This is a genomic window from Burkholderia sp. 9120, assembly GCF_000745015.1.
In the GTDB taxonomy this organism is placed as follows: Bacteria; Pseudomonadota; Gammaproteobacteria; order Burkholderiales; family Burkholderiaceae; genus Paraburkholderia.
The window spans coordinates 1,636,834-1,658,714 of sequence record NZ_JQNA01000002.1; the positions used below are offsets into that span (position 1 = coordinate 1,636,834).

Sequence of the window (21,881 nt, forward strand, 5' to 3'; positions counted from 1 at the left end):
GCGCCCTTTTCGTAGAGATGGGCGCGTGCTGGATGGGCACGCTACCTGGCCGCTATCGCTATCGTTGGAACTGCGTTTCATCGTGCTGCCTGTGGGGAAAATTATTTTCAGATTATCACAATATTTTAAATAGAACGGTACGGTACCGTTCTATTGTAGTATCCGGCTTATCCGCCCAATTTCTGGAGAAACCGATGGCCGGCAGTGAGAGTGACAAAGAAACGCCGTCCGGGGTGCAAGATCCCGAACGCGCGGAGGCTAACGAGGTGCCAGCCAGCCCAGGGCGCAAGCGCCTGAACCTGCTGATCGGCGCAACGGTACTGACCGTGGTCGTCGTTGCAGGCCTGTCGTACTGGCTGCACAGCAGGCATTATGAAAGCACGGACGACGCATTTATCGACAGCAACCAGAGCCAGATTGCGTCCCAGATCAGCGGGCGCGTAATCGAATTGCTGGTCGCCGATAACCAGCACGTCGACAAGGGTCAGCCCATCCTGCGAATCGACCCGCGAGACTATCAGGTCAAACTCGAACAGTCGGAAGCCCAGGAAGCGAACGCCGTTGCGCAGGTCGCGCAGGCCCGCGCCGATCTCACCGTACAGGTCGCCAATCTCGCGCAGCAGGAAGCGCAGGTGCGCGTGTCCGAGGCCGACCTCGTGCAGGCGAAGCAGGACCTGGCGCGCTACCTCGGCTCGGATCCCGCAGCCATCACGCGCCAGCAACTCGACCAGAGCCAGGCGAGCGCCAAGAGTTCGCAAGCCAAGCTCGACAGTGCCAGGCAGGCCGTCACTGCGGCTCAGGCGCAAATCGTTTCGCAACAGACCAAAATCGATGCGGCACAAGCGTCCGTGCGCCAGATCCACGCCGATGTCGACAACGCCAGATTGCAGTTGAGCTATACGGACGTGGTTGCCCCACAGGCGGGCAAGATCACGAAAAGAACCGTGAATCTGGGCAACTATGTAACGCCCGGCCAGGCGCTGGTCGCGGTGGTCCCTAACGACATGTGGGTGACAGCCAATTTCAAGGAAACGCAACTTATCCATATGAAGGTTGGGCAGCCGGTCGACGTCACCGTCGACGCCTACCCGGATACGGTGCTGCACGCGCACGTCGAGAGCCTGCAGCGCGGCACCGGCTCGGTGTTCAGCAGCCTGCCCGCTGAAAATGCCACGGGCAATTACGTCAAAGTCGTTCAGCGCCTGCCCGTGAAAATCGTCTTCGACGGCGACGACTGGCGCAAGCTACCGCTAGCGCCGGGGTTGTCGGTCGACCCACGCGTCACGGTGCAATGACCATGGCCGCCACGCACGCGTCGCTTCCCAGGTCGGCGGCCGGGTCCTACAACCCGTGGCTGATTGCCGTGATCGTCTCCATTGCCACGTTCATGGAAGTGCTCGACACGACCATTGCGAACGTCGCGCTCAGACACATCGCGGGTGGCCTGGGCGCGAGCCAGGACCAGAGCACCTACATCACGACGAGCTATCTGGTGAGCAATGCGATTATTTTGCCGATCAGCGGATGGCTGGCGAATGTGGTGGGACGCAAGCGCTTCTACATGATCTGCGTGTTCATTTTCACGGTCAGCTCGGTGGCGTGCGGGTTTGCGACCTCCTTGCCCATGATGATCGCCTTCCGGGTCTTTCAGGGGCTCGGCGGCGGCGGACTGGCGCCAGTTGAACAGAGTATTTTCGCCGACACGTTCACGGAAGAAAAACGCCCAATGGCTTTCGCGCTATACGGCCTCACCGTCGTCACCGCGCCGGCCATCGGCCCGATGCTCGGCGGCTGGATCACCGAAAACTATTCGTGGCACTGGGTGTTCCTGATCAACTTTCCGGTCGGCATCGTATCCCTCGTGCTCGCCGGCATGTTTGTCAGCGATAGCAAGCTGGTGAAGGAGGAACGACGCGCACTGCTCGCGAAGGGACTACGCATCGACTACTTTGGCTTCGTGCTGGTTGCCGTGGGCTTCGGGTGTCTACAGATCGTGCTCGACAAGTTCGAGCGCGAGGACGGCTTTTCTTCGCCGTTTATCTGCTGGTTCGCGGCCATCGCGGCCGTGTCGCTGCTCACGCTGATTGTCTGGGAGTTCAAGGTCAGCCAGCCGATTGTGAATCTGCGGCTGTTCAAATCGCGCGCCTTTGCGATTAGCTGCGGCGTCATGTTCGCGTTTGGTTTCATCATCAACAGCACGACGCAGCTCCTGCCGCAGTTCACGCAGGCCCTGCTCGGCTATGACGCAACGAACGCGGGGTTGACGCTCGGGTTGGGCGGTCTGGTCACGCTGTTTTTCATGCCCATCGCCGGCGTGGTCACGGGGCGCGTGTTTCAGCCGAAATGGCTTGTCATGATGTCGCTCGTGGGTACCGGCGTCGCGCTCTTCAATGCGGCGGGGCTGAACCTGAACATCAGCTTCTGGGACGTTTCACTGTCGCGGCTGTACCAGGTCATCTGGCTGCCGTTCCTGTTCATCCCGCTGTCCGCCGTGCAATTCGTCGGCATACCGCCCAAAGAAAACAATAACGCTTCGGCGTTGATCAACATGATGCGCAATCTCGGCGGAAGTTTCGGCGTCTCACTGGTGACCACCCAGCTTGCCTGGCGTGAACAGTTTCACCATGCGCGGCTCGCCGAACATATCACGCCCTATAACGGCTTTACCACGTCGCTCAGTTCGATTGCCTCGACCGTCGAGCAGCAAGCGTCCGTCATGAGTTACCTCGACGTCTTCATCATGCTGGGCTGCTTTGCGCTGGTGCTCGCCCCGGTTTGTATTCTGTTACCCAAGCTGCCAAAGGGAGCTCAGATCAATGCGCACTGATTATCGATGGCTGCCGCTCGCCTGCCTGGTTGGCGCCGGCATGTCACTGGTCATGTCCGGCTGCACGATGGGGCCGGACTTCAGGCACCCCACTATCGCAGCACCGGATCAGTGGACCGGGCCTGCCGCAGCGAACCCGGCGGCTTCCGTCGCCGTTGCCGAACCGATCGACCCCGCGTGGTGGAATAGCTTTGGCGATCCGCTGCTCACGGAGTTGGTCACGCAGGCGATCCAGAATAATCTGGATATCAAGGTCGCCGCTGCACGGCTGGCCGAGTCCCGGGCGCAACTCGGCCAATCCAGGGCGGCCGAATTCCCGACACTCGACGGGAACGCCTCCTATACCCGTGAGTTCCAGAGCCCGGATGGCGTCATCGGTCTGCTGGGCGGCACGGGAAGTTCGACGCCGGGGACCAGCACGAATGGCCTCGGCGGCCGGCAAGGAGGCGTACCGACGCAGGGCGCGACATCGAGCGGTCTGCCGCCATTCAATCTGTATCAGTATGGATTCGATGCCTCCTGGGAACTCGATCTGTGGGGTCGCGTGCGACGCACCGCCGAGAATGCGAGCGCCACCGCCGAGGCGCAAGCGGAGGCGCGACGTGACGCGGTGGTGTCGACCACGGCGGAAGTCGCGCGCGACTATCTCGACCTGCGTGGCATCCAGGAGAAGCTCCGTATCACCAGAGAGAATCTGGCTTACGCGCAGCGTACCGTCCAGTTGACGGCCGATCGCGCGCACCACGGCTTGGCGACCGATCTCGATGTGGCCAATGCGCAGAGTCAAGCGGCGTCGACAGCGGCAGATATCCCGCAGGACGAGCAGCAGCAGGCCCAGCTCATCAATGCGATCGGGCTGCTGCTGGGCGAGTATCCGCAGGCGCTCGCCGCACGGTTGACCGCGCCGTCGGCCGCACCGGTGGTGCCGCCGCGCGTGCCGGTCGGACTGCCGTCCGAGCTGGCGCACCGTCGACCGGACATACGCGAGGCGGAAGCCACGTTGCATGCAGCGACAGCCAACATTGGCGCCGCCAAGGCAGATTTTTTCCCGAAGATCACCTTGTCCGGCAGCGTGGCGATTCAGGCGACCCAGTTCACCAACCTGGGAAGCTGGGGCGCGCGCAGTTATAGCGCTGGACCTAGTCTGTCGATACCGCTCTTCGAAGGCGGCCAGTTGCGGGCGACGCTTGCCTTGAGAGAGGCGCAGCAGCAGGAGGCTGCCATCAATTATCGCAAGACGGTTTTGTCGGCTTTCAAGGACGTGGACGATGCGCTAACCGGCTATGCCGCGGAGCAACGGCGTCGGGATCGTCTTGATGAAAGCGTGCAGGCGTCACGACGAGCGCTTGAGTTAGCCAATAAGCGCTATGTCAGAGGGATCTCCAATTACCTCGACGTACTGACAGCACAAAAGACCTTGCTCACCAACGAGGAACAACTGGCTGACAGCACGGCGACGGTGACGACCAATCTGGTGGCTTTATACAAAGCCCTGGGGGGCGGCTGGGATATCGCGGAAGCAAAAGTGAGTGACGCAGGGCAATGAGAAATTTAAAGGAAAACCGATGAGATACCTGCTGCTTCTACCGGGCGTGACTTTTCTGTTGTCGGCTTGCATTCCGCCGCCCCCGCCACTGGAATGAACGCCAGCAAAGCGCCGACGATACGGAAAAGTATCGCCTACCAACAAGGCCACTAGCCCCGCTTCAGCGCCAGCTCGCAAGGAACCTGGAACATCTCCCCGGCAATCGACCCGGCCCGTGCGACCGCATCGGCCGGTACGAATACATAAAACCGCCAGAGATCCGCATAACGATCCTGCAACGCGCCGATCTCCGCGAACGCGCCGCTGCCGGCGTCGTTCAACAACTCGAGCCCCCGGCTGGTTTCCACCGGCACGGCCGCTTCCTTCATCGCGGAGAGCGCGGGGCAGTACAAGACCACATCCGCGAACGGCAGGCCTAGCTTCTCCGCCAGTTCCTTTTCTACCGCCGCGCGTTGAGCACGCGACACATGGTAACGGCTCACCCACTCCTTGCGCAGTTCCAGCGGCACGCTGCGCCCGGAGACCACATAGCCGCGTTTGAGCAGATCGCGATTCAGCGTGCGACGGGCGAGCGCCGCAGCATCCGCCACACCGCAACGCGCGAGACGATCCAGCAGCGTCCAGTCGTTGAGTTCGAGCAAATCGCTTTCGGCCAGCACGCCGTGATCGAGCGCGATCTCCACCGACTTCGAAATCATCGCGCCGGCAACCACCTTGGTGTGGTGATAGTAAACGCGCTCGGTCAGGTAATACCGCAACCGCAGCACGCCGATGATCTCGGAGCGCGCGTCCGGCCGGTCCATGCCATGTCTGGCGAGCCGGATCACCAACCGGTCGGCGTGCTCGGCGAAGCAGCGGAAAATCCGGTCGTCGTAATTCTGCGAAAGACCGGCGAAGAAACTGTCGCGCCGCAGATAGTCGAGCAGATCGGCGTCGATGCTGCCCGACACGATGTCCTGCGCCCAGCGCGGCACGCTTTCCGGCGACGACAAACCCAGCAGCCCGCCCACCACATCGCGAATACCCAGACGACTTAATGCAGCGCCCAACTCTCCGGCGAACATATCCGCGAGACGCGACCCCTTGTCGTGCCGCGCGAACAGGCGGCGCTCGTCTTCCAGCGTGTGGCCGAACGGCACGTGCGTGACGTCGTGAAGCAAGGCCGCCACGCCGATCGCGTCTTCCAGTTCAACGGAAATTGACAGCCCCGAGCGGCGCAAGCTCGCGACGATTTGATGCGCCACCGCGCAAACGCCGATCGAGTGATCGAAGCGCGTATGCAGCGCGCCAGGATAGACGAGATGCGCGGTACCGAGTTGTTTGATTCCGCGCAGTCGCTGCATCGCCGGCAGATCGACGACGGCGGTCTCGAGGCTACTCAGTTCGATATCGCCATGGATAGGGTCGCGCAGCAGCATAGGCATCCGGTTAGCTAGACGACGAAGCCGAATCGACATCCGGCAAAGCGGAAGTCGACGCCGAACTCAACACCATGCATTCGCCAACGCAAGGCGCGTGGCACGAATGGCGCACGCCTTTGCCATGTCGCTTCAGCAAGGCGAACGGCTTGCGATCCAGAGCCTGCATCATCGTGTTTCCTCGTGTTCGTTCAAGGCCGTTTCCGGCTTGCGCGCCAGATCGACAAAAGCCTTCAGATAGTCGACATCAATATCGGTTTCCCGCGCGCCGAGAAAAATCTGCTTGGCGATACCCTTGCGCCCCAAGCGCACCGGCACGAGGTTCATCGTGCCCGCATATTCTTCCACCAGCCAGCGCGGCAGCGCCGCGACGCCGCGGCCGCTCGCCACCATCTGCAGCATGATATCGGTGGTTTCGATCGCCTTGTGACGACGCGGCGTGATGCCCGCCGGCATCAGAAACTGATTGTAGATATCCAGCCGGTCGGTCTCCACCGGATAGGTGATCAACACCTCCCGCGTCAACTGCTCCGGCTTCACATACTCAACCGCGGCCAGCGGATGTTCGCGATTCACCACCAGCACCTGCTCGTAATCGAACACCGGTTCGAAGCGCAAGCCCGGCTTGTAAAGCGGGTCGGGCGTGACCAGCAGATCGATCTCATAGCCGAACAACGCACCGATCCCGCCGAACTGAAATTTCTGTTTGACGTCGACATCGACGTCGGGCCAGCGCGCCAGATACGGCGATACGACCTTGAGCAGCCACTGATAGCACGGATGACATTCCATGCCGATGCGCAGCGCCCCGCGCTCGCCCTGCGCGTATTGGCGCAGGCGTTCTTCGGCGAGATCCAGTTGCGGCAGCAAACGGTTCGCCACCGCTAGCAGATATTCGCCGGCCTGCGTCAACCGCAAGCTGCGCCCCTCGCGCAACCAGATATCAGTGCCCAACTGCTGCTCCAGCTTTTTCATGGAGTGGCTGAGCGCGGATTGCGTCACGCACAGGATGTCCGCCGCGGCGGTCAGCGAGCCGTGCTTGTCCACCGCCTGGACGATCGTCAGATGAATTCTCTCAAGCATGATTATCCATGAACAAAACTAATGGTTCGTTGAATTATCACCATTTTACTTCATGGAAAGCGCTCTATAGCATTCACGCATCCCGAATCACATCCGCAACTGACCGAATCAAGGCGACACGATGGCAACCACACACAACCTGGGCTTTCCCCGCATCGGCGCGAAGCGCGAACTGAAATTCGCGCTGGAATCCTACTGGAAAGGCGAGTCCTCGCTCGACGATCTGAAGTCGCTGGGCGCGCAATTGCGTCAGCGTCACTGGGCGCACCAGGCCGACCTCGGCCTTGCCGCTGCCGGTGATTTCGCGTTCTACGATCAGGTGCTGGACATGAGCTTCACGCTGGGCAATCTGCCGGAGCGCGTGCAAGGTTTCCAAGGCGATACGCTCGACAACGCTTTCCGCGTCGCCCGCGGCCGTTCGGCCAAAGGCGCCGAAGACCACAGCGCGTGCTGCGGCGGCGTCGCGGCCGGCGAGATGACCAAGTGGTTCGACACCAACTACCACTTCATCGTCCCCGAATTCAGCGCAAGCACGGCATTCAAGCTCGATCCGTCGCGTCTGCTGGACCAACTCGCCGAAGCTCGCGCGCAAGGCGTCCAGGTCAAGCCGGTGATCGTCGGCCCGGTGACGTATCTGGCGCTCGGCAAGGCCAAGGACGATTCCGACAAGCTGGCGCTGTTGCCGCGCCTGCTGCCGGTCTACGCCGAACTGCTGGCCACGCTAGCTGCGCAAGGCGTCGAATGGGTGCAGATCGACGAACCGATCCTGGTCACCGAACTGTCCGCCGAATGGCAACAGGCCGTCGACACCGCCTACCAGGCGCTCGCCAACAGCAAGGTCAAGCTGTTGCTCGCCACCTACTTCGGCCAGTTGCTCGGCAACCTGCCGCTCGTCTGCAAGCTGCCGGTGCAAGGTCTGCATCTGGATGCGATCAATGCGCGCGCCGAAGTCGACGCCGTGATCGCTCAATTGCCGCAAGACCGCGTGCTGTCGCTGGGCGTGATCAACGGCCGCAACATCTGGAAGACCGATCTTTCGAGCGTGCTCGACTGGCTCGAACCGGTCGCGAAGCAACTGGGCGAACGACTGTGGATCGCACCGTCGTGCTCGCTGCTGCATGTGCCGGTGGATCTGGAAAGCGAACAGAAGCTGGATGCCGAAGTCCGCTCGTGGCTCGCCTTCGCGCTGCAGAAACTGGATGAACTGAAGGTGCTGGCCATCGCGCTGAATCAAGGCCGCGACGCGGTCAAGACCGAACTGGCCGCCAATCGCGCCGCCATTGCCGCACGCCGTGCTTCGCCGCGCGTCAACAACCCGGCGGTCAAGGCAGCGCTCGCGAAAATCAACCCGGCGCTCGGCCAACGCAAGAACGCGTACCCGGCGCGTGCCGACAAGCAGGCTGCGCTACTGAAGCTGCCGGCGTATCCGACCACGACGATCGGCTCGTTCCCGCAGACCGGCGAAATCCGCCAGGCGCGCAGCCAGTTCAAGAGCGGCGCACTCGACGAAGCCGGCTACAAGACCGCGATGCGCGCCGAGATCGAACGCAGCGTGCGCGAGCAGGAAGCGTTGGGCCTCGACGTGCTGGTGCACGGCGAAGCCGAGCGCAACGACATGGTCGAATACTTCGGCGAACAGCTCGACGGCTACGCGTTCAGCCAATTCGGCTGGGTGCAGTCTTACGGCTCGCGTTGCGTGAAGCCGCCTATCCTGTTCGGCGACATCAGCCGTCCGAAGGCGATGACGGTCGAATGGATCAAGTACGCGCAATCGCTCACCAGCAAGCCGATGAAGGGCATGCTGACCGGCCCGGTCACGATCCTGAACTGGTCGTTCGTGCGTGACGATCAGCCGCGTTCGGTGTCGTGCTACCAGTTGGCGCTGGCGATCCGCGAAGAAGTGATCGACCTCGAAAAGGCCGGCGTGCGCGTGATCCAGATCGACGAGGCCGCTTTGCGCGAAGGCCTGCCGCTGCGTCAGGCGCAATGGCAGGAATACCTGGATTGGGCGGTGGAATCGTTCCGCATCACGGCGAACGGCGTGGACGACGAAACGCAAATCCACACCCATATGTGCTATTCGGAATTCAACGACATCATCGCGTCGATCGCCGACATGGACGCCGACGTGATCACGATCGAGACCTCGCGCTCGGACATGGAGTTGCTCGACGCATTCGACCACTTCAACTATCCGAACGAAATCGGCCCGGGCGTGTACGACATTCACTCGCCGAACATTCCGACTCAGGAGCACATCGTGCAACTGATGAAGAAGGCCGCTGAGCGCATTCCGGCGCAGCGCCTGTGGGTGAATCCGGACTGCGGTCTGAAGACGCGTCAGTGGGAAGAGGTGCTTCCCGCGCTGACCAACATGGTCGCGGCTGCGAAAACGCTGCGCGCCGCTTCGTAAGCCACACAATCTTTCTGCTCCCCAGGTTGCGCGCCGGCTCTATCCAGCCGGCGCGCAACGCCGTGCATCGCTCGTACTGCCCGCCTCACGCACCCACCTTACGCGCCCACCTTCAACAACACCGCATCGTTGCGGTACAGATCCGGAAACATCGTCTTCAACGCCGTCACTTTCGGCATATCGTTGATCGCGATATACGGGTAATCCGGATGCAGTGCGAGGAAATTCTGGTGATAGTTCTCCGCCGGATAGAAACCCTTGAAGTCCTCCACCCGCGTCACGACCGGGCCTGAAAACACATGCGCTCTATCGAGCTGCGCGATATAAGCCTGCGCGACACTGCGTTGCTGCGCATCGGCGGGGAAAATCGCCGAGCGATATTGCGTGCCGTGATCAGGGCCCTGGTAATTCAGCTCGGTCGGATTGTGCGCGACCGAAAAGAAAATCTGCAGCAGACGGCCGTAGCTGATCTGCGTCGGGTCGTAGGTGATCTGCACGGACTCCGCGTGCCCGGTGTCGCCCTCGCTGACGGTTTCGTATTGCGCCGTGCCGGCCGCGCCGCCGGTATAACCCGAGGCCACCTGCTTCACGCCGCGAACGTGTTCGAACACGCCCTGCACGCCCCAGAAGCAACCGCCCGCGAACACCGCGGTTTCGCTATGCGCGGCGCCGGCTTTTTCGTCCTGTACGGGCGCCGGAATTTTGGTCACCGGTTCGGCGGAATGCGCGACGTGCTGCACGGCGAACACGCTCGCCACCAGCGCGGCGCAGATCGCCAGTCCGCCGAAAGGCGAGCGCTTACGCAACGAGGATGAGGATGAGGACGACGACCGCAACTGACTGCTCAATTTCGTATGCATGATGTCCAGCCTTCAAAGAATGAATGATCGATTAACGCCGTGCGGCCCGTTTAGCCGAACGTGAATGCAAACGCCTGCACGCCCGGATCCAGAAACTCGATCGTGAACGTGTGATCCGCGACATCGCCGCTCTGTCGCACGAGTTGATAAAGACGCTGTTCGGTCACGGTGCCGCTGCCGTCGGCGGCAACATCGCTGCCGTGCGCCGCGCCCGGCGCCGCGCCATCCACGCTCACGCGAAAGCGCACCGGCTTGCCGTCCGCATCGGGGCCGAGCACGAGGTGCAGATCGCGTGCATGGAAGCGATAGACGATCCGTCCCGACGGTGCCGCGAGCGTTGCGTGTTCCGCGCCGACCTTCCACGAGCCGGCCAGCCCCCATTCGTTGACATCCGGCGACGACGGCGCGGCGTACGTATGCACCTTGTCTTCAGCAGCCCCGCCCGGCGATGCGAAATTCTCCGCGCGCTCATAGCCGATGTACGTCTCCGGCGACTGCATGTCGGCGTTGTCCGCCGCGGCCTGCACGCCTTGCGCGCTGTTGCCCGGAATACCGAGCGCGACCTTCGATACGCTCACGTGACCCGCCTCGGTCAGCAGTTGCTGGATCACCTTTTCCGACTCCGCATAGTCGCCTTCGCCGAAGTGGTGATAGCGGATCTGCCCTTTCGCATCGACGAAATAGTGCGCCGGCCAGTACTGGTTGTTCAGCGAACGCCAGATCGCGTAGTTGTTGTCGATCGCGACCGGATAGTCGACGCCGAGGTCATGCACCGCTTTCTTCACGTTGTCGACATTGCGTTCGAACGCGAACTCCGGCGCATGCACGCCGATCACGACGAGCCCCTGATCCTTGTATTTCTGCGCCCACGCTTTGACGTACGGCAGCGAACGCAGGCAGTTGATGCACGAGTAAGTCCAGAAGTCGATCAGCACGACCTTGCCGCGCAGATCCTGCGCCGTCAGCGGCGGCGAGTTCAGCCATTGGACCGCGCCGTTCAGCGGCGGCAGCACGCCTTCCACGGGCAACGCGGTCGCGACGGACGGCGTGACCACGGCGCGCATCATGCCGCCGTTGGCGTCGGCTGCGTTTGCCGTCGTCGTGGGCGCGTTGCCTTGCGCGTCGGTGTTGGCGTTGGCGGCGTTGGCGGCGTTGGTGGCGTCGGCTGCATTGCTCGCGTTGTCGGCCGCTACCGGCTGACCCGGCTTCGCGCCCGGCGAGAACTTGTCCACCAGCTTCTGTTCAAGCCCGCTGGTCGCCACCGTCGACACACGCGCCAGCACCCCGGTATCGAGGCCGAACGCAATCGCCACCACACCACCCAGCATCGCCACGCCGATTCCGCGGCGAATCCATTCACCCGCGCCCAGCGAGCGCTTCATCGCCGTGAACACCCGGCCGCCGATCAGCAACGCCACCGCCAGCGACGTCGCCGCGCCGGCCGCATACGCCACCAGCAGCAGCGTGGTGCCGACGCTCGCGCCGCGCAAGGCCGCGCCGGTCAGCACCAGACCGAGAATCGGACCCGCGCACGGCGCCCACAGCAAGCCGGTCGCAATGCCCAGCAGGAACGACGAACCCGCCCGCACCTGCTGGCCGTCGGCCTGCGCGAAGTTCGACAGGCGATTGCCCGCGCTGACCAGCGGGCGCATCAGATGATCGGCGAAGCGCGGAAACAGCAGCGTCAGGCCGAACACGCCGAGCAGCACGATCGCGACCCAGCGGCCATACTGGTTGGCCTGCGTGACCCAGCCGCCGCCCACCGCGGCGAGCGTCGCGACCAGCGCGAAAGTCAGCGCCATGCCGGCGAGCAAAGGCAGGCCGCTGCGCACGAACGGCTGATCGGCGCGCGCGAACACGAACGGCAGCACCGGCAGAATGCACGGGCTGAGGATCGTCAGGGCGCCGCCGAGATAAGCGAGAACGATGAGTAACATGTCGGTTCCGGGCGTGGTTCGTGGATCGTTCAGGTCGGGCGCTCAGGCTGAAGCGATCCGGATTGGAGGAATATGACGGCATCGTAGTGCGCGACCGGTGTCGAAGTCCTCACAGAAAGTTAAATTAAATGTGATAACTCGCTGCCCGGAAATTTTGCACAATGGCGCAACCGGCCCGCTTTGCGGCAGCCCTTGCCGTCCGACCCGCCAAGCCACACCCCATCAGCGTTTGACAAGCCTCCACGAGCCCATGGACCATCCGAAACGCATCCTGATCGTCGAAGACGACGTCGACATCGCCAACGTGCTGAGCCTGCATCTGCGCGACGAACGTTACGAAGTCGTGCATAGCGCGGACGGCAACGAAGGTCTACGGCTGCTCGAACAGGGCGGCTGGGACGCGCTGATCCTCGATCTGATGCTGCCGGGCGTCGACGGTCTGGAGATTTGCCGGCGCGCCCGCGCGATGACGCGTTACACGCCGATCATCATCACCAGCGCCCGTTCGAGCGAGGTGCACCGGATTCTCGGCCTGGAACTGGGCGCCGACGACTACCTCGCCAAACCGTTCTCGGTGCTCGAACTGGTGGCGCGCGTGAAGGCCTTGCTGCGGCGTGTTGAAGCAATGGCGAAAGATTCGCGCATCGACGCCGGCAGCTTGCAGGTTTCCGGCCTGACGATCGATCCGCTGACGCGCGAAGCCCGCGTCGACGGCAAGCCGATCGAATTGACGCCGCGCGAGTTCGACCTGCTGTATTACTTCGCGCAGCATCCCGGCAAGGTGTTCTCGCGAATGGACCTGCTCAATGCCGTCTGGGGCTATCAGCACGAGGGTTACGAACACACCGTGAATACCCACATCAACCGGCTGCGCGCAAAGATCGAGGCCGATCCGGCGCAGCCCGAACGCATCATGACGGTGTGGGGCCGCGGCTACAAACTCGCGGCGCCGGGCGAATCGCCCGCGCCCGCACCTTCACGAACGGACACGCCGTGAATCTGACGCTTACCCAACGGCTCGCCATCGTCTTCTCCGCGCTGCTGCTCGCGTGCTGCGGGGCGTCGGCGTGGCTGCAGATCCGCTCGAGCGATCTGCATGAAAAGGAGGTCGTGCAGAGCCTGTCGAAGAGTCTTGCCGACCATATCGCGCACCGCGCCACGCTGATGGACGCAAACGGTTTGCGGCCCGACGCCGTGCGGCAATTGTTCGGTCAGTTGATGGCGGTGAACCCGAGCGTCGAGGTGTATCTGCTCGACAACGCCGGCAACATCAAAGGCGACGATGCGCCCGTGGGCCACGTCAAGCGTGAACGGGTGGATCTCACGCCGATCCGGCAATTCATCGCGGGCGAGGCGCTGCCGATTCTCGGCGACGATCCGCGCAGCGTCGATGGTAGAAAGGTGTTCAGCGCCGCGCCGCTGCAATTGAGCGGGCAGCAACCGTCCGGCTATATCTACGTGGTGCTGCTCGGCGAAGAACACGACGCGCTGGCCGCGCGCGTGGCCGCCAGCTCCGTGTTGCGCAATACGCTGTGGTCGATGGCGCTGGTCGCGCTGCTGGGTCTGCTGGCGGGTCTGACGGCGTTCGGTCTGATCACGCGGCCGCTGCGCCGCCTCACTGAAGCGATGCGCCGCTTCGACGCGGACGGCGAGCCGGATACGCAGCCGCACGTGCCGCGTTCGTCACCGGCGGGACGGCGCGACGAAATCGCCGTGCTCGAAGCGACTTTCGCGCAGATGGCCGACCGCATCGGCGAACAGTGGCGCGCGCTGACACGTCAGGATCAGCAGCGGCGCGAGTTGATCGCGAATATTTCGCACGACCTGCGCACGCCATTGACCTCGCTGCACGGCTATCTGGAGACGCTGTCGCTGAAGGCCGACACGCTCGGCGAAACGGAACGCAAACGCTACCTGGCGATCGCGCTCGCGCAAAGCGTGAAGGTCGGGCGGCTCGCGCAATCGTTATTCGAACTGGCGCGGCTCGAACACGGCAACGTGCAACTCACGCTCGAACAGTTCTCGCTGGTCGATCTGGTGCAGGACGTGTTCCAGAAATTCGAGTTGTCGGCCGAAGCGCGTCAGATCCAGTTGCGCGCGGACATTCCCGCGCGCCTGCCGGCAATCTGCGCCGATCTGGGGATGATCGAGCGGGTGTTGACGAACCTGCTCGACAACGCGATTCGCCACACGCCGGCGCACGGTAGCGTCGATATCGTGCTCGCGCATAAGGACGACAAGGTAGCGGTCACGCTTAGCGATACCGGCCCCGGCATTCCCGTCGAACAGCGCGACGCGCTGTTCGAACGGCCCTTCAATGCCGGTGGCGCACATCAAGGCGGTGGACTCGGTTTGTTGATCGTGAGGCGCATGCTGGAGTTGCATCACAGCCGCATCCGCTTGCTCGATCAGCCGACAACGGGCACGACGTTCTATTTCGAACTGCCCACGGCGGCCAGCGTACCGACGACGCTCGCAGTCTGACAAGACGTTCAGCACGAAGCTCCGTGCGGGCTATACACGCCTCAGACCAGCAAATCCTCATAGAACGCGCCGAACGGACGTGTCGGATGAGCCAGTTGAATTTCGAGTATCCATAGCCCGGCGTCCGGACACTCCGCGAAGTCGCCGAGGTTACCGGCCTTGTAAATCGCGTGCGGAAAGTCGCAGACGCGGTGCCCTTTGATATCCAGATTCAGCCGCCAGCCGAGCGCTTCGGCGCGCCGCGCCGCGAAGTCGTACAGTGCCGCGCCACTCGCGCGAGTCGAACGCCAGTGATGCTCGACTTCGTCGAACAGCGTTTTCGCGGCGTCGGCGCACGCTTTCATTTCCGAATCGTTGCCGACCACGAAGGTCGCGCCCGCGTCGCCTTCATGGCCGTCCCACACCACACCCAGATCGACGAAGAAAATATCGTCTTCGGCGAGGCGCGGGTCGCCGTCCGAGCGTTCCTTGAACATCTTCAACGTGTTTTCGCCGAAACGCACCAGCACGGGATGCCAGATCCGGTCCATGCCCAGTTCACTCAACACGGTCTTGCATTCGGCCGTCGCTTCCGATTCGAGCATGCCCGGCCGCACCCGCTGCGCGAACCGATCCACGACCTCCCACGTTTTACGCTGCGCGTATTTCATCGACTCGAGTACGTACTTGCTGCCGACGGCCTGCTTTGCTGCTGTGTCCATCCGCGCTCTCCGGTTATATCCTTACGAATATAGCGAGAGGCCCGCGCGATGTCCACGTTCGTCTTCGTCACGGTAAGATTGCTGTCCCGCTCAATGACCGACGTCGCACGACGCCCACGCCCGCCATGACCTTTTCCGAAAAGCTCTTTTCCTACGGCACGCTGCAACTCGAAGCGGTGCAGTTAGCCACCTTCGGCCGCAAGCTCGACGGACAGGCAGACGACATGCCCGGCTTCTCGATGACGCTACTGAAGATCGAAGACGCGAGTGTGGTCGCGACCAGCGGCAAAACGCATCACCCCGTGGTGAGCTACAGCGGCAATCCCGCGGACAAGGTGAGCGGCACCGTCTTTTCGATCACGCCCGAAGAACTCGCGCACGCGGATGCCTACGAAGTTTCGGACTATCGCCGCGACCAGGTGACGCTGGCGTCGGGTGTGTCGGCGTGGGTTTATGTCGCGAACCATTCACCCGTACCGCCTGCGGTGAAGTGAGCGCGCATTCGGGCAGCGCGCTCCGCCGCTGCCTGCAGGCGTCCACTTTTACGCGGGCAGTTCTCGCGTCGAGCAATGCACGCCACCGCCGCCCGATGCAATGCCGAGAATATCCACCTGCACGATGGCGCGCGAACCGGCGTACGGACGGATAGTCGCGACCGCGGCCGCATCCGCCGCGACGTCGTTGAATTTCGGCACGATGATCGCGCCGTTGCATTGGTAGAAGTTGATATAGCCGGCGGCGAAGTTGGTCATCTGTTTGTCGCTCAGCGTCACGCCGTTCGACGTGCCGTAGTTGGTCGGCGCATTCAGCGGGATCAACGTGAGCGGCCGCCCTTTCGCGTCCGTTTGGCCCGCCAGGTTCCGGTAGTTGGCGGCCATCAGCGCCTGCTCAGCCGTTGCATTGGCGGGATCGGCCGCGTATGCGACCACGCCCGGCGCGAGAAATTTCGCGTAGAAATCGACGTGGCCGTTCGTGATGTCGGTTTCATTCGCCGGCGTTGCGGCGCCGCCTTGCGCGCCCACGCCCGCGCCGCGCGGATAGGTCGCCGTGCCCGGAATCCAGATGATCTTCTGCACGCCGAGCGTGCGTTGCAATTCGGCCAGCACGGTGGCTTTCGCGGTCGGCAACAGGGTCGCGCTGGCAATCACGCCATTCGGAATCGCGAAGAGCTGCGGGTTGCGATTGACGTGCAGCACCGCGGATTCCGTGAGAATCGCCGTGGCCTCGCCGTCGAATTCGATCGCGCCGCCTTCGAGTGTCAACGTGCTTTGAAGCAATTTGGCGTTGTTCGTCTGCGCCATCCACGCGGCTAGTGTGTGATCGTTCGCGAACGGCTGGAAGAATTTTCCCGCCTTCGACTTGTTGCTGCTTGCCGCGACCGAGGGCGGCACCGTCATTCCTGGATTGAGATTCACGCCGTCGGTATTCGCGTTGCCCCAGCCGTTGAAGTTGAAGCTCACCGCGCACAAGGCATTGGCGTTGGTCGTGTCCTTGACGAAAACGCAGCCGGTGTCGCGCGTCCAGAGATCGTTGAAGCCATTGGCGAGCACGACCAGATTGACGCCGCCCACGCCTGCGCCGCGCGCCACGTAGTGCGCGTGGAGCGTCGGATTCGCGCCGCTCGGCGTCGCCAGCAAGGTCTGCGCGACGCTCAGGTCGACCGGCAGCACCAGCAGGTTGACCGCTTCATACGTGCCGATGGCTTTCGCCACGTCCATCAGATCGGCGCGAACCCGGTCGATGCCCGCATCCGTGCTCTGCGCCGTGAGCGGCGCCCAGATGCCGTCGGCACCCGAGGCGAACGCCATATACGTCGCGGTATGGGGTGAGTCCTCGCCCGGCATCAGATACGGTATTTGACTGGCTGTCGGCGGGTTCCGCGAAGAGGTCGACGAAGACGGAGCCGATGCATCGCCGCCACTGCCACTGCCGCCACCGCAAGCCGCCAGCGTACCCACCAGCGAGAAGCCCAACAACGACGCGGAACCTTGAATAAAACGGCGACGCGTCAACGGCGTCCGCTGAACCGTTGCGTTCAACGCCTGATTGCGTTTGCTTTTTGCCATGACTCTTTACCTGTTACTACTCGCGGCTTTCCATCAACGACGCGGCGCTGTTCCGCTCACGCGAAACGACCGCCAACAGTCCGCCCTGCCACGACGTGAGTCTGCGGCATACGGTCAATCGCGAGGAAAGCCAGATCAATGAACGGCCGAAGAATTCGACCACGAAGACGATCGCGAACGCGCCGCGCTTGCGCGGCGGCTCGCGAATCCAATCAGCCGGGTTGCTGCTGCGTGGTGCAGTGAATGCCCCCGCCGCCGGCCGCCACGCCGTCGATATCGAGTTGAATCACGTCCCGTCCGGGAAACAGATCGACGAGAATATCGCGCGTATTGCGGTCTGCTTTACCGTCGCCGAACTGCGGTGCGATCACCGCGTGATTGCACACGTAGAAGTTGATGTACCCGGCCGCGAACTGATCGTTCTCATACTTGCGACGCACGGTGGACGGTCCCGGCAGCACCACCACTTTCAAGGCGCGGCCCTTCGCGTCGGTGGACTTGCGCAGGATCTCCAGATTGCGTTTCGTCACCGCATGGTCGTACGAGGACGGATCCGGATCGAGCCCGGCCACCACGACGCCGGGGCTCGTAAAGCGCGCGTAGAAGTCGGTGTGGCCGTCGGTAATATCCTTGCCGGCGATGCCCGGCAGCCAGATGATTTTCTTCACCCCAAGCAGACGCGACAACTCCGCCTCGCACTGCGCCTTGCTGACGCCCGGATTGCGGTTGGCGTTGAGCACGCAGCTCTCGGTGATGATGGCCGTGCCCTCGCCGTCCACTTCGATACCGCCGCCCTCCAGCACCAGGCGCGTCTCGACAAACTTCGCGCCGGTGCGGTGCGCGACGAACGCCGCGACTTCCGCGTCCTGCTCGTGTTCCTGCTTATTGCCCCAACCGTTGAAGTTGAAGCCCACCGCGCCGAGCTGCCCCGTTGCGCTTTTGACGAACACCGGACCGGTATCGCGCATCCACAAATCGTCGATGCCTTGCGGCACGAGTTCGACCGACGCGCCGCACAGGCGCGCGGCGATCTCGTGGTCTTCCTCGCGCACCAGCATTTTTACCGGCTCGTGCGCCGCGATGGCTTTGGCGATGCCCGCCAGGTTCTCTCTCACCACGGGCAGCAGTTTGCCGCCCCAGATGTCCTCGCTGGGACCGAACGCCATCCAGGTCGCGGCATGCGGGCCGCCTTCGTCTGGCATATGCCAGCCATCGCTCTGCGCGAACGCGAGCTGGCTGAAGCCGCTACCCAGCGCGCCGGTAATCAGCGCGCCGCTCGAGGCCAACAGCCCCCGCTTCAGAAAATGACGTCTTGTCGTCATGTGATACACCTCATGCAAATCGGTAAAACTTGATGCGCCGCCCGAACGTCAGGGCTTGCTGGCTTTCAGGCCCAGCCAGATTCTGCCTTCCAGGCGCGCGGTGGCAGGGGATTCGACCACCGGCGTAAACAACGTCTGCTTCTTCTGCTCACTCGGATAGATGCCCGGATTATTAACCAGTGTAGGGTCCATCAATTTCAGCGCGCCGAGGTTCGCATTCGCGTAGCGCGTCGCATTGGAAATCTTCGCCACGACGTCGGGCCGCAAGATGTAGTTGATAAACGCCTGCGCGTTCTCCGGATGCTTCGCGGTCTTCGGCATCACCATGCCGTCGAACCACATCAAACTGCCCACGCTCGGAATGTCGTAGACGATGTCGCGCTTGCGGTCCAACTCGCGCGCCTTCTGCGCGGCCAGGTTGATCGCGCCGGAGTAACCCACCATCACGCACAGCTCGCCGTCGATCAACTCGTTGGCATTCGCCGAATCGACGAACAGACGGATCGACGGGCGCACTTTCAGCAGCATGGTCTGCGCGACGGCATAGTCTTGCGCGGTCGGGTTCACCGGATCGCGGCCCACGTAGCGCAGCGCCAGCGGCAGCACCGTGCTCGCGGAATCCTGCAGGCCGATGCCGCAATGCGCGGCGATTCGCGACGCGATCGCCGGATTGAACACCAGGTCCATGCTGTCGGCCGGCATGTCCTTGCCGAGAATCGCGCTGACCTTGGCGCGGTCGTAACCCACGCCTACCGTCCCCCACATATACGGCACGCCGTACTGATTGCCGGGGTCCGACTGCGCCATCAGTTTCAACAACGCGGGGTCGAGATACTTCAGGTTCGGCAGCTTGCTTTTGTCGAGCTTGCGAAACGCGCCGGCCTGAATCTGCTTCGCCATGAAGTCGTTAGTCGGCCAGACCAGGTCGTAGCCGCTGTCGCCGGTCAGCAACTTGGACTGCAAGGTTTCGTCGCTGTCGTACGCGTCGTAACGAACCTTGATGCCGGTTTCCTTCTGGAATTCGGACAAGGTGTCGGGGGCGAAATAATCGCTCCAGTTGTACAGGTTCAGTACTTTCTCCTCCTCGGCGTGTGCTGGCGTCGCCAGCAAACAGAGAGAGAGTCCGAGACCGGCGAAGGCCGGAAGCCAATGCTGTTTCATCAACGGTTCCTTAGCGATAGCAGGACGATGCGCCGTCGCTCGTCAGCAGCGTGCGATACATCTCCGGGCGACGATCGCGGAAGAAGCCCCACGACTGTCTGTCCGCCCGAATCGCGTCGAGATCGAACGTGTGCAGAAGAATCGTTTCGTCCGTGCGATTGGCTTCGGCCAGTTTCGCGCCCGTGTGATCCGCGATAAAACTCGAGCCGTAAAACACGCCGGCCAGTCCCTGCTGTTGCGGATTGCCGTTGCCGAAACCGACCTCGCGGCCAATCCGGTTGGCCGCCACCACCGGCACCATGTTGGCCGCCGCATGGCCTTGCATGGTGCGCTGCCAGTGAGCCGCCGAATCGAAATCGCCGCTGAACGGCTCGGAACCGATGATGGTCGGAAAGCACAGCACTTCCGCACCCATCAGCGCGAGACTGCGCGCGGTTTCCGGATACCACTGGTCCCAGCAGATCCCAATGCCGATCTTGCCGAAGCGCGTGTCCCACACCTTGAAGCCGGTGTCGCCCGGCGTGAAATAGAACTTCTCGGTATAGCCTGGGCCGTCCGGAATGTGCGTCTTGCGATACACGCCGAGCACCGAGCCGTCGGCATCGGCGACGGCGACCGAGTTGTAGGCGGCATTGCCGGCCCGCTCGAAGAAACCGATCGGCAGCACGATGCCCAACTCGCCCGCGAGTCTCGCGAAGCGCGCAATGCGCGGATTGCCTTCGAACGGCTCGGCCAGCTCCAGATGCTTCACGTTCTGATCCAGACAGAAGTACGGCATCATGAAAAGCTCGGGGCACAGCACCAGATTCGCGCCCTGCGCGGCGGCCGCGCGGATCAAACGTTCCGCGGTGGCCATGTTGTCTTCAAAGGTCCAACTGCCCGATGCCATTTGCACCGACGCTACGGTGATGTTTCGCGACGCCATATGAGTTCCTTCAATCGGTTTCGGTCTGGATCAAACAACGGTAACGGCAGGTTGCTGCTGCGTCGAGCAATGAATGCTGCCGCCGCCGATCGACAAGGTGGGAATCGGCAGCAACTCCACGCGCCGCTCGGGAAACGCCTGCGCGAAGACTTCGCGCGCGGCTTGATCCTGCTCCACGCCGAACGCGGTCGAGATCACCGCGCCGTTGACCAGAATGTAGTTCGCGTAGCAATCGCAGTAGCGTTCGGAGCCATAGCGTTCGCTGACAATCGGCGACGGCAGATCGATCAGTTCGAAGCGGCGGCCGGCGGCGTCGGTGGCGAGTTCCAGCGCGCGGCGATTCTCGCGCATCACCTGGAAGTAATCGCCCTGCACTGGGCTCGCCGATTGGCACAGCATCTTGCCCGGCGCGATGAACGACGCAATGCCGTCCACGTGCCCATTGGTTTCCACTTCATCCGGATTGCCCGGCAACCAGATGATTTTCTCCACGCCCAGCATGCGCTTGAGTTCGGCCTCGATTTCAGCGCGGCTCATGTGCGGATTGCGGTTCGGATGCAGCAGACAGCTTTCCGTGGTGACTAGCGTGCCCTGCCCGTCCACGTAAAAAGCGCCGCCTTCCAGCACCATGTGCGAGTTGAAAATCTGCGCACCGGCCGCACGCGCGATGTCTTGCGCCACCTGCTGGCAACCGTCGTACGGCTGGTATTTCTCGCCCCAGCAATTGAAGCGGAACGCGGCGGCACCTAGTTGGCCGCGCTCGCCGACCAGAAAGATCGGCCCGCAATCGCGCAGCCAGTTGTCTTCCGCCGCGACGGCGAGCACTTCGACCGTGCTGCCGAGCAACTCGCGCGCGGCATTCGCCTCGCTGTGAAGGGCGGTCACCACGCAACGCTGATAGCGAGCAATCGTCTGCGCGACTAGCGCGAACTCCCGGCAAACCTTCAGGTAGTGAGTGCCCCACAAGTCTTCGCGGCCGTCCAGAATCGGCCAGCCCAACCAGGTGGTGTGCATCGTTTCCCATTCAGCGGGCATCCGGTAGCCGTCTCGGCGAGCGTCAAAGCGACTCATCCTGCTATCTCCGTCGTTGTGTGGTGAGCCATTGTGATACGGGTTACACTTGATGAAAAATGATCTT

General features: G+C 62.7%; 17 protein-coding genes. 7 read left to right on the forward strand and 10 right to left on the reverse strand.

Features of this window, described 5'->3' with window-relative positions; translation table 11 throughout:
• Nucleotides 1–32: 32 nt before the first annotated feature.
• From FA94_RS38630 to FA94_RS15585, 3 genes are read left to right on the forward strand one after another with little or no spacing between them, the layout of a single operon-like run.
• Complete coding sequence (locus tag FA94_RS38630; protein WP_197070209.1) at nucleotides 33–1,295, forward strand: HlyD family secretion protein; 1,263 nt, start codon at nucleotides 33–35, stop codon at nucleotides 1,293–1,295.
• 2 nt (nucleotides 1,296–1,297) lie between these two features.
• The gene (locus FA94_RS15580) at nucleotides 1,298–2,827 is read left to right on the forward strand and encodes a DHA2 family efflux MFS transporter permease subunit (RefSeq protein WP_197070210.1); all 1,530 of its coding nucleotides are present in this window, start codon (nucleotides 1,298–1,300) and stop codon (nucleotides 2,825–2,827) included.
• Nucleotides 2,817–4,373 (forward strand): efflux transporter outer membrane subunit, encoded by a 1,557-nt coding sequence (locus FA94_RS15585; RefSeq protein ID WP_051980589.1) that lies wholly within the window; start codon nucleotides 2,817–2,819, stop codon nucleotides 4,371–4,373. Before FA94_RS15580 ends, FA94_RS15585 begins: the two co-directional genes overlap by 11 nt.
• 149 nt (nucleotides 4,374–4,522) lie before the next feature.
• Here FA94_RS15585 and FA94_RS15590 read toward each other — a convergent pair whose 3' ends face one another.
• Complete coding sequence (locus FA94_RS15590) at nucleotides 4,523–5,791, reverse strand: HD domain-containing protein (protein WP_035552726.1); 1,269 nt, start codon at nucleotides 5,789–5,791, stop codon at nucleotides 4,523–4,525.
• A gap of 168 nt (nucleotides 5,792–5,959) precedes the next feature.
• Complete coding sequence (locus tag FA94_RS15595) at nucleotides 5,960–6,874, reverse strand: LysR family transcriptional regulator (protein ID WP_035552729.1); 915 nt, start codon at nucleotides 6,872–6,874, stop codon at nucleotides 5,960–5,962.
• A 121-nt stretch (nucleotides 6,875–6,995) separates the two neighbouring features.
• Here FA94_RS15595 and metE point away from each other — a divergent pair, with 121 nt between their 5' ends.
• Entirely contained in the window at nucleotides 6,996–9,287 is a 2,292-nt protein-coding gene (metE, locus tag FA94_RS15600; protein WP_035552731.1) for a 5-methyltetrahydropteroyltriglutamate--homocysteine S-methyltransferase, read from the forward strand.
• A gap of 98 nt (nucleotides 9,288–9,385) precedes the next feature.
• Here metE and msrA read toward each other — a convergent pair whose 3' ends face one another.
• The gene (gene msrA, locus FA94_RS15605) at nucleotides 9,386–10,147 is read right to left on the reverse strand and encodes a peptide-methionine (S)-S-oxide reductase MsrA (RefSeq protein WP_051980590.1); all 762 of its coding nucleotides are present in this window, start codon (nucleotides 10,145–10,147) and stop codon (nucleotides 9,386–9,388) included.
• Nucleotides 10,148–10,197: 50 nt separating this feature from the next.
• Nucleotides 10,198–12,084, reverse strand: a complete 1,887-nt coding sequence (locus tag FA94_RS15610; protein ID WP_035552732.1) for a cytochrome c biogenesis protein DipZ — start codon at nucleotides 12,082–12,084, stop codon at nucleotides 10,198–10,200.
• 250 nt (nucleotides 12,085–12,334) lie between these two features.
• Between FA94_RS15610 and FA94_RS15615 the strand changes: the two genes are divergently transcribed.
• The gene (locus FA94_RS15615; RefSeq protein ID WP_035552735.1) at nucleotides 12,335–13,081 is read left to right on the forward strand and encodes a response regulator transcription factor; all 747 of its coding nucleotides are present in this window, start codon (nucleotides 12,335–12,337) and stop codon (nucleotides 13,079–13,081) included.
• Nucleotides 13,078–14,568 carry a sensor histidine kinase gene (locus FA94_RS15620; RefSeq protein ID WP_035552738.1) on the forward strand — a complete coding sequence of 497 codons (1,491 nt, stop codon included), beginning with the start codon at nucleotides 13,078–13,080 and terminating at the stop codon, nucleotides 14,566–14,568. Before FA94_RS15615 ends, FA94_RS15620 begins: the two co-directional genes overlap by 4 nt.
• Nucleotides 14,569–14,609: 41 nt before the next feature.
• Here FA94_RS15620 and FA94_RS15625 read toward each other — a convergent pair whose 3' ends face one another.
• Nucleotides 14,610–15,269, reverse strand: a complete 660-nt coding sequence (locus tag FA94_RS15625) for a M24 family metallopeptidase (RefSeq protein ID WP_035552740.1) — start codon at nucleotides 15,267–15,269, stop codon at nucleotides 14,610–14,612.
• A gap of 125 nt (nucleotides 15,270–15,394) precedes the next feature.
• Here FA94_RS15625 and FA94_RS15630 point away from each other — a divergent pair, with 125 nt between their 5' ends.
• Nucleotides 15,395–15,763 (forward strand): gamma-glutamylcyclotransferase family protein, encoded by a 369-nt coding sequence (locus tag FA94_RS15630; protein ID WP_035552742.1) that lies wholly within the window; start codon nucleotides 15,395–15,397, stop codon nucleotides 15,761–15,763.
• 48 nt (nucleotides 15,764–15,811) lie between these two features.
• Here FA94_RS15630 and FA94_RS15635 read toward each other — a convergent pair whose 3' ends face one another.
• From FA94_RS15635 to FA94_RS15655, 5 genes are all read right to left on the reverse strand, one after another.
• Nucleotides 15,812–17,335 (reverse strand): agmatine deiminase family protein, encoded by a 1,524-nt coding sequence (locus FA94_RS15635; RefSeq protein ID WP_035552744.1) that lies wholly within the window; start codon nucleotides 17,333–17,335, stop codon nucleotides 15,812–15,814.
• A 212-nt stretch (nucleotides 17,336–17,547) separates the two neighbouring features.
• Nucleotides 17,548–18,657, reverse strand: coding sequence for an agmatine deiminase family protein (locus FA94_RS15640; protein WP_035552747.1), 1,110 nt, complete (start codon nucleotides 18,655–18,657; stop codon nucleotides 17,548–17,550).
• A gap of 48 nt (nucleotides 18,658–18,705) precedes the next feature.
• Nucleotides 18,706–19,818, reverse strand: coding sequence for a polyamine ABC transporter substrate-binding protein (locus FA94_RS15645; RefSeq protein ID WP_035552750.1), 1,113 nt, complete (start codon nucleotides 19,816–19,818; stop codon nucleotides 18,706–18,708).
• Nucleotides 19,819–19,828: 10 nt separating this feature from the next.
• Nucleotides 19,829–20,743: an N-carbamoylputrescine amidase gene (gene aguB / locus FA94_RS15650; protein WP_035552751.1), complete on the reverse strand. Its 915-nt coding sequence runs from the start codon at nucleotides 20,741–20,743 to the stop codon at nucleotides 19,829–19,831.
• Between the two features lie 30 nt (nucleotides 20,744–20,773).
• The gene (locus FA94_RS15655; protein ID WP_035552753.1) at nucleotides 20,774–21,814 is read right to left on the reverse strand and encodes an agmatine deiminase family protein; all 1,041 of its coding nucleotides are present in this window, start codon (nucleotides 21,812–21,814) and stop codon (nucleotides 20,774–20,776) included.
• Between the last annotated feature and the right edge of the window lie 67 nt (nucleotides 21,815–21,881).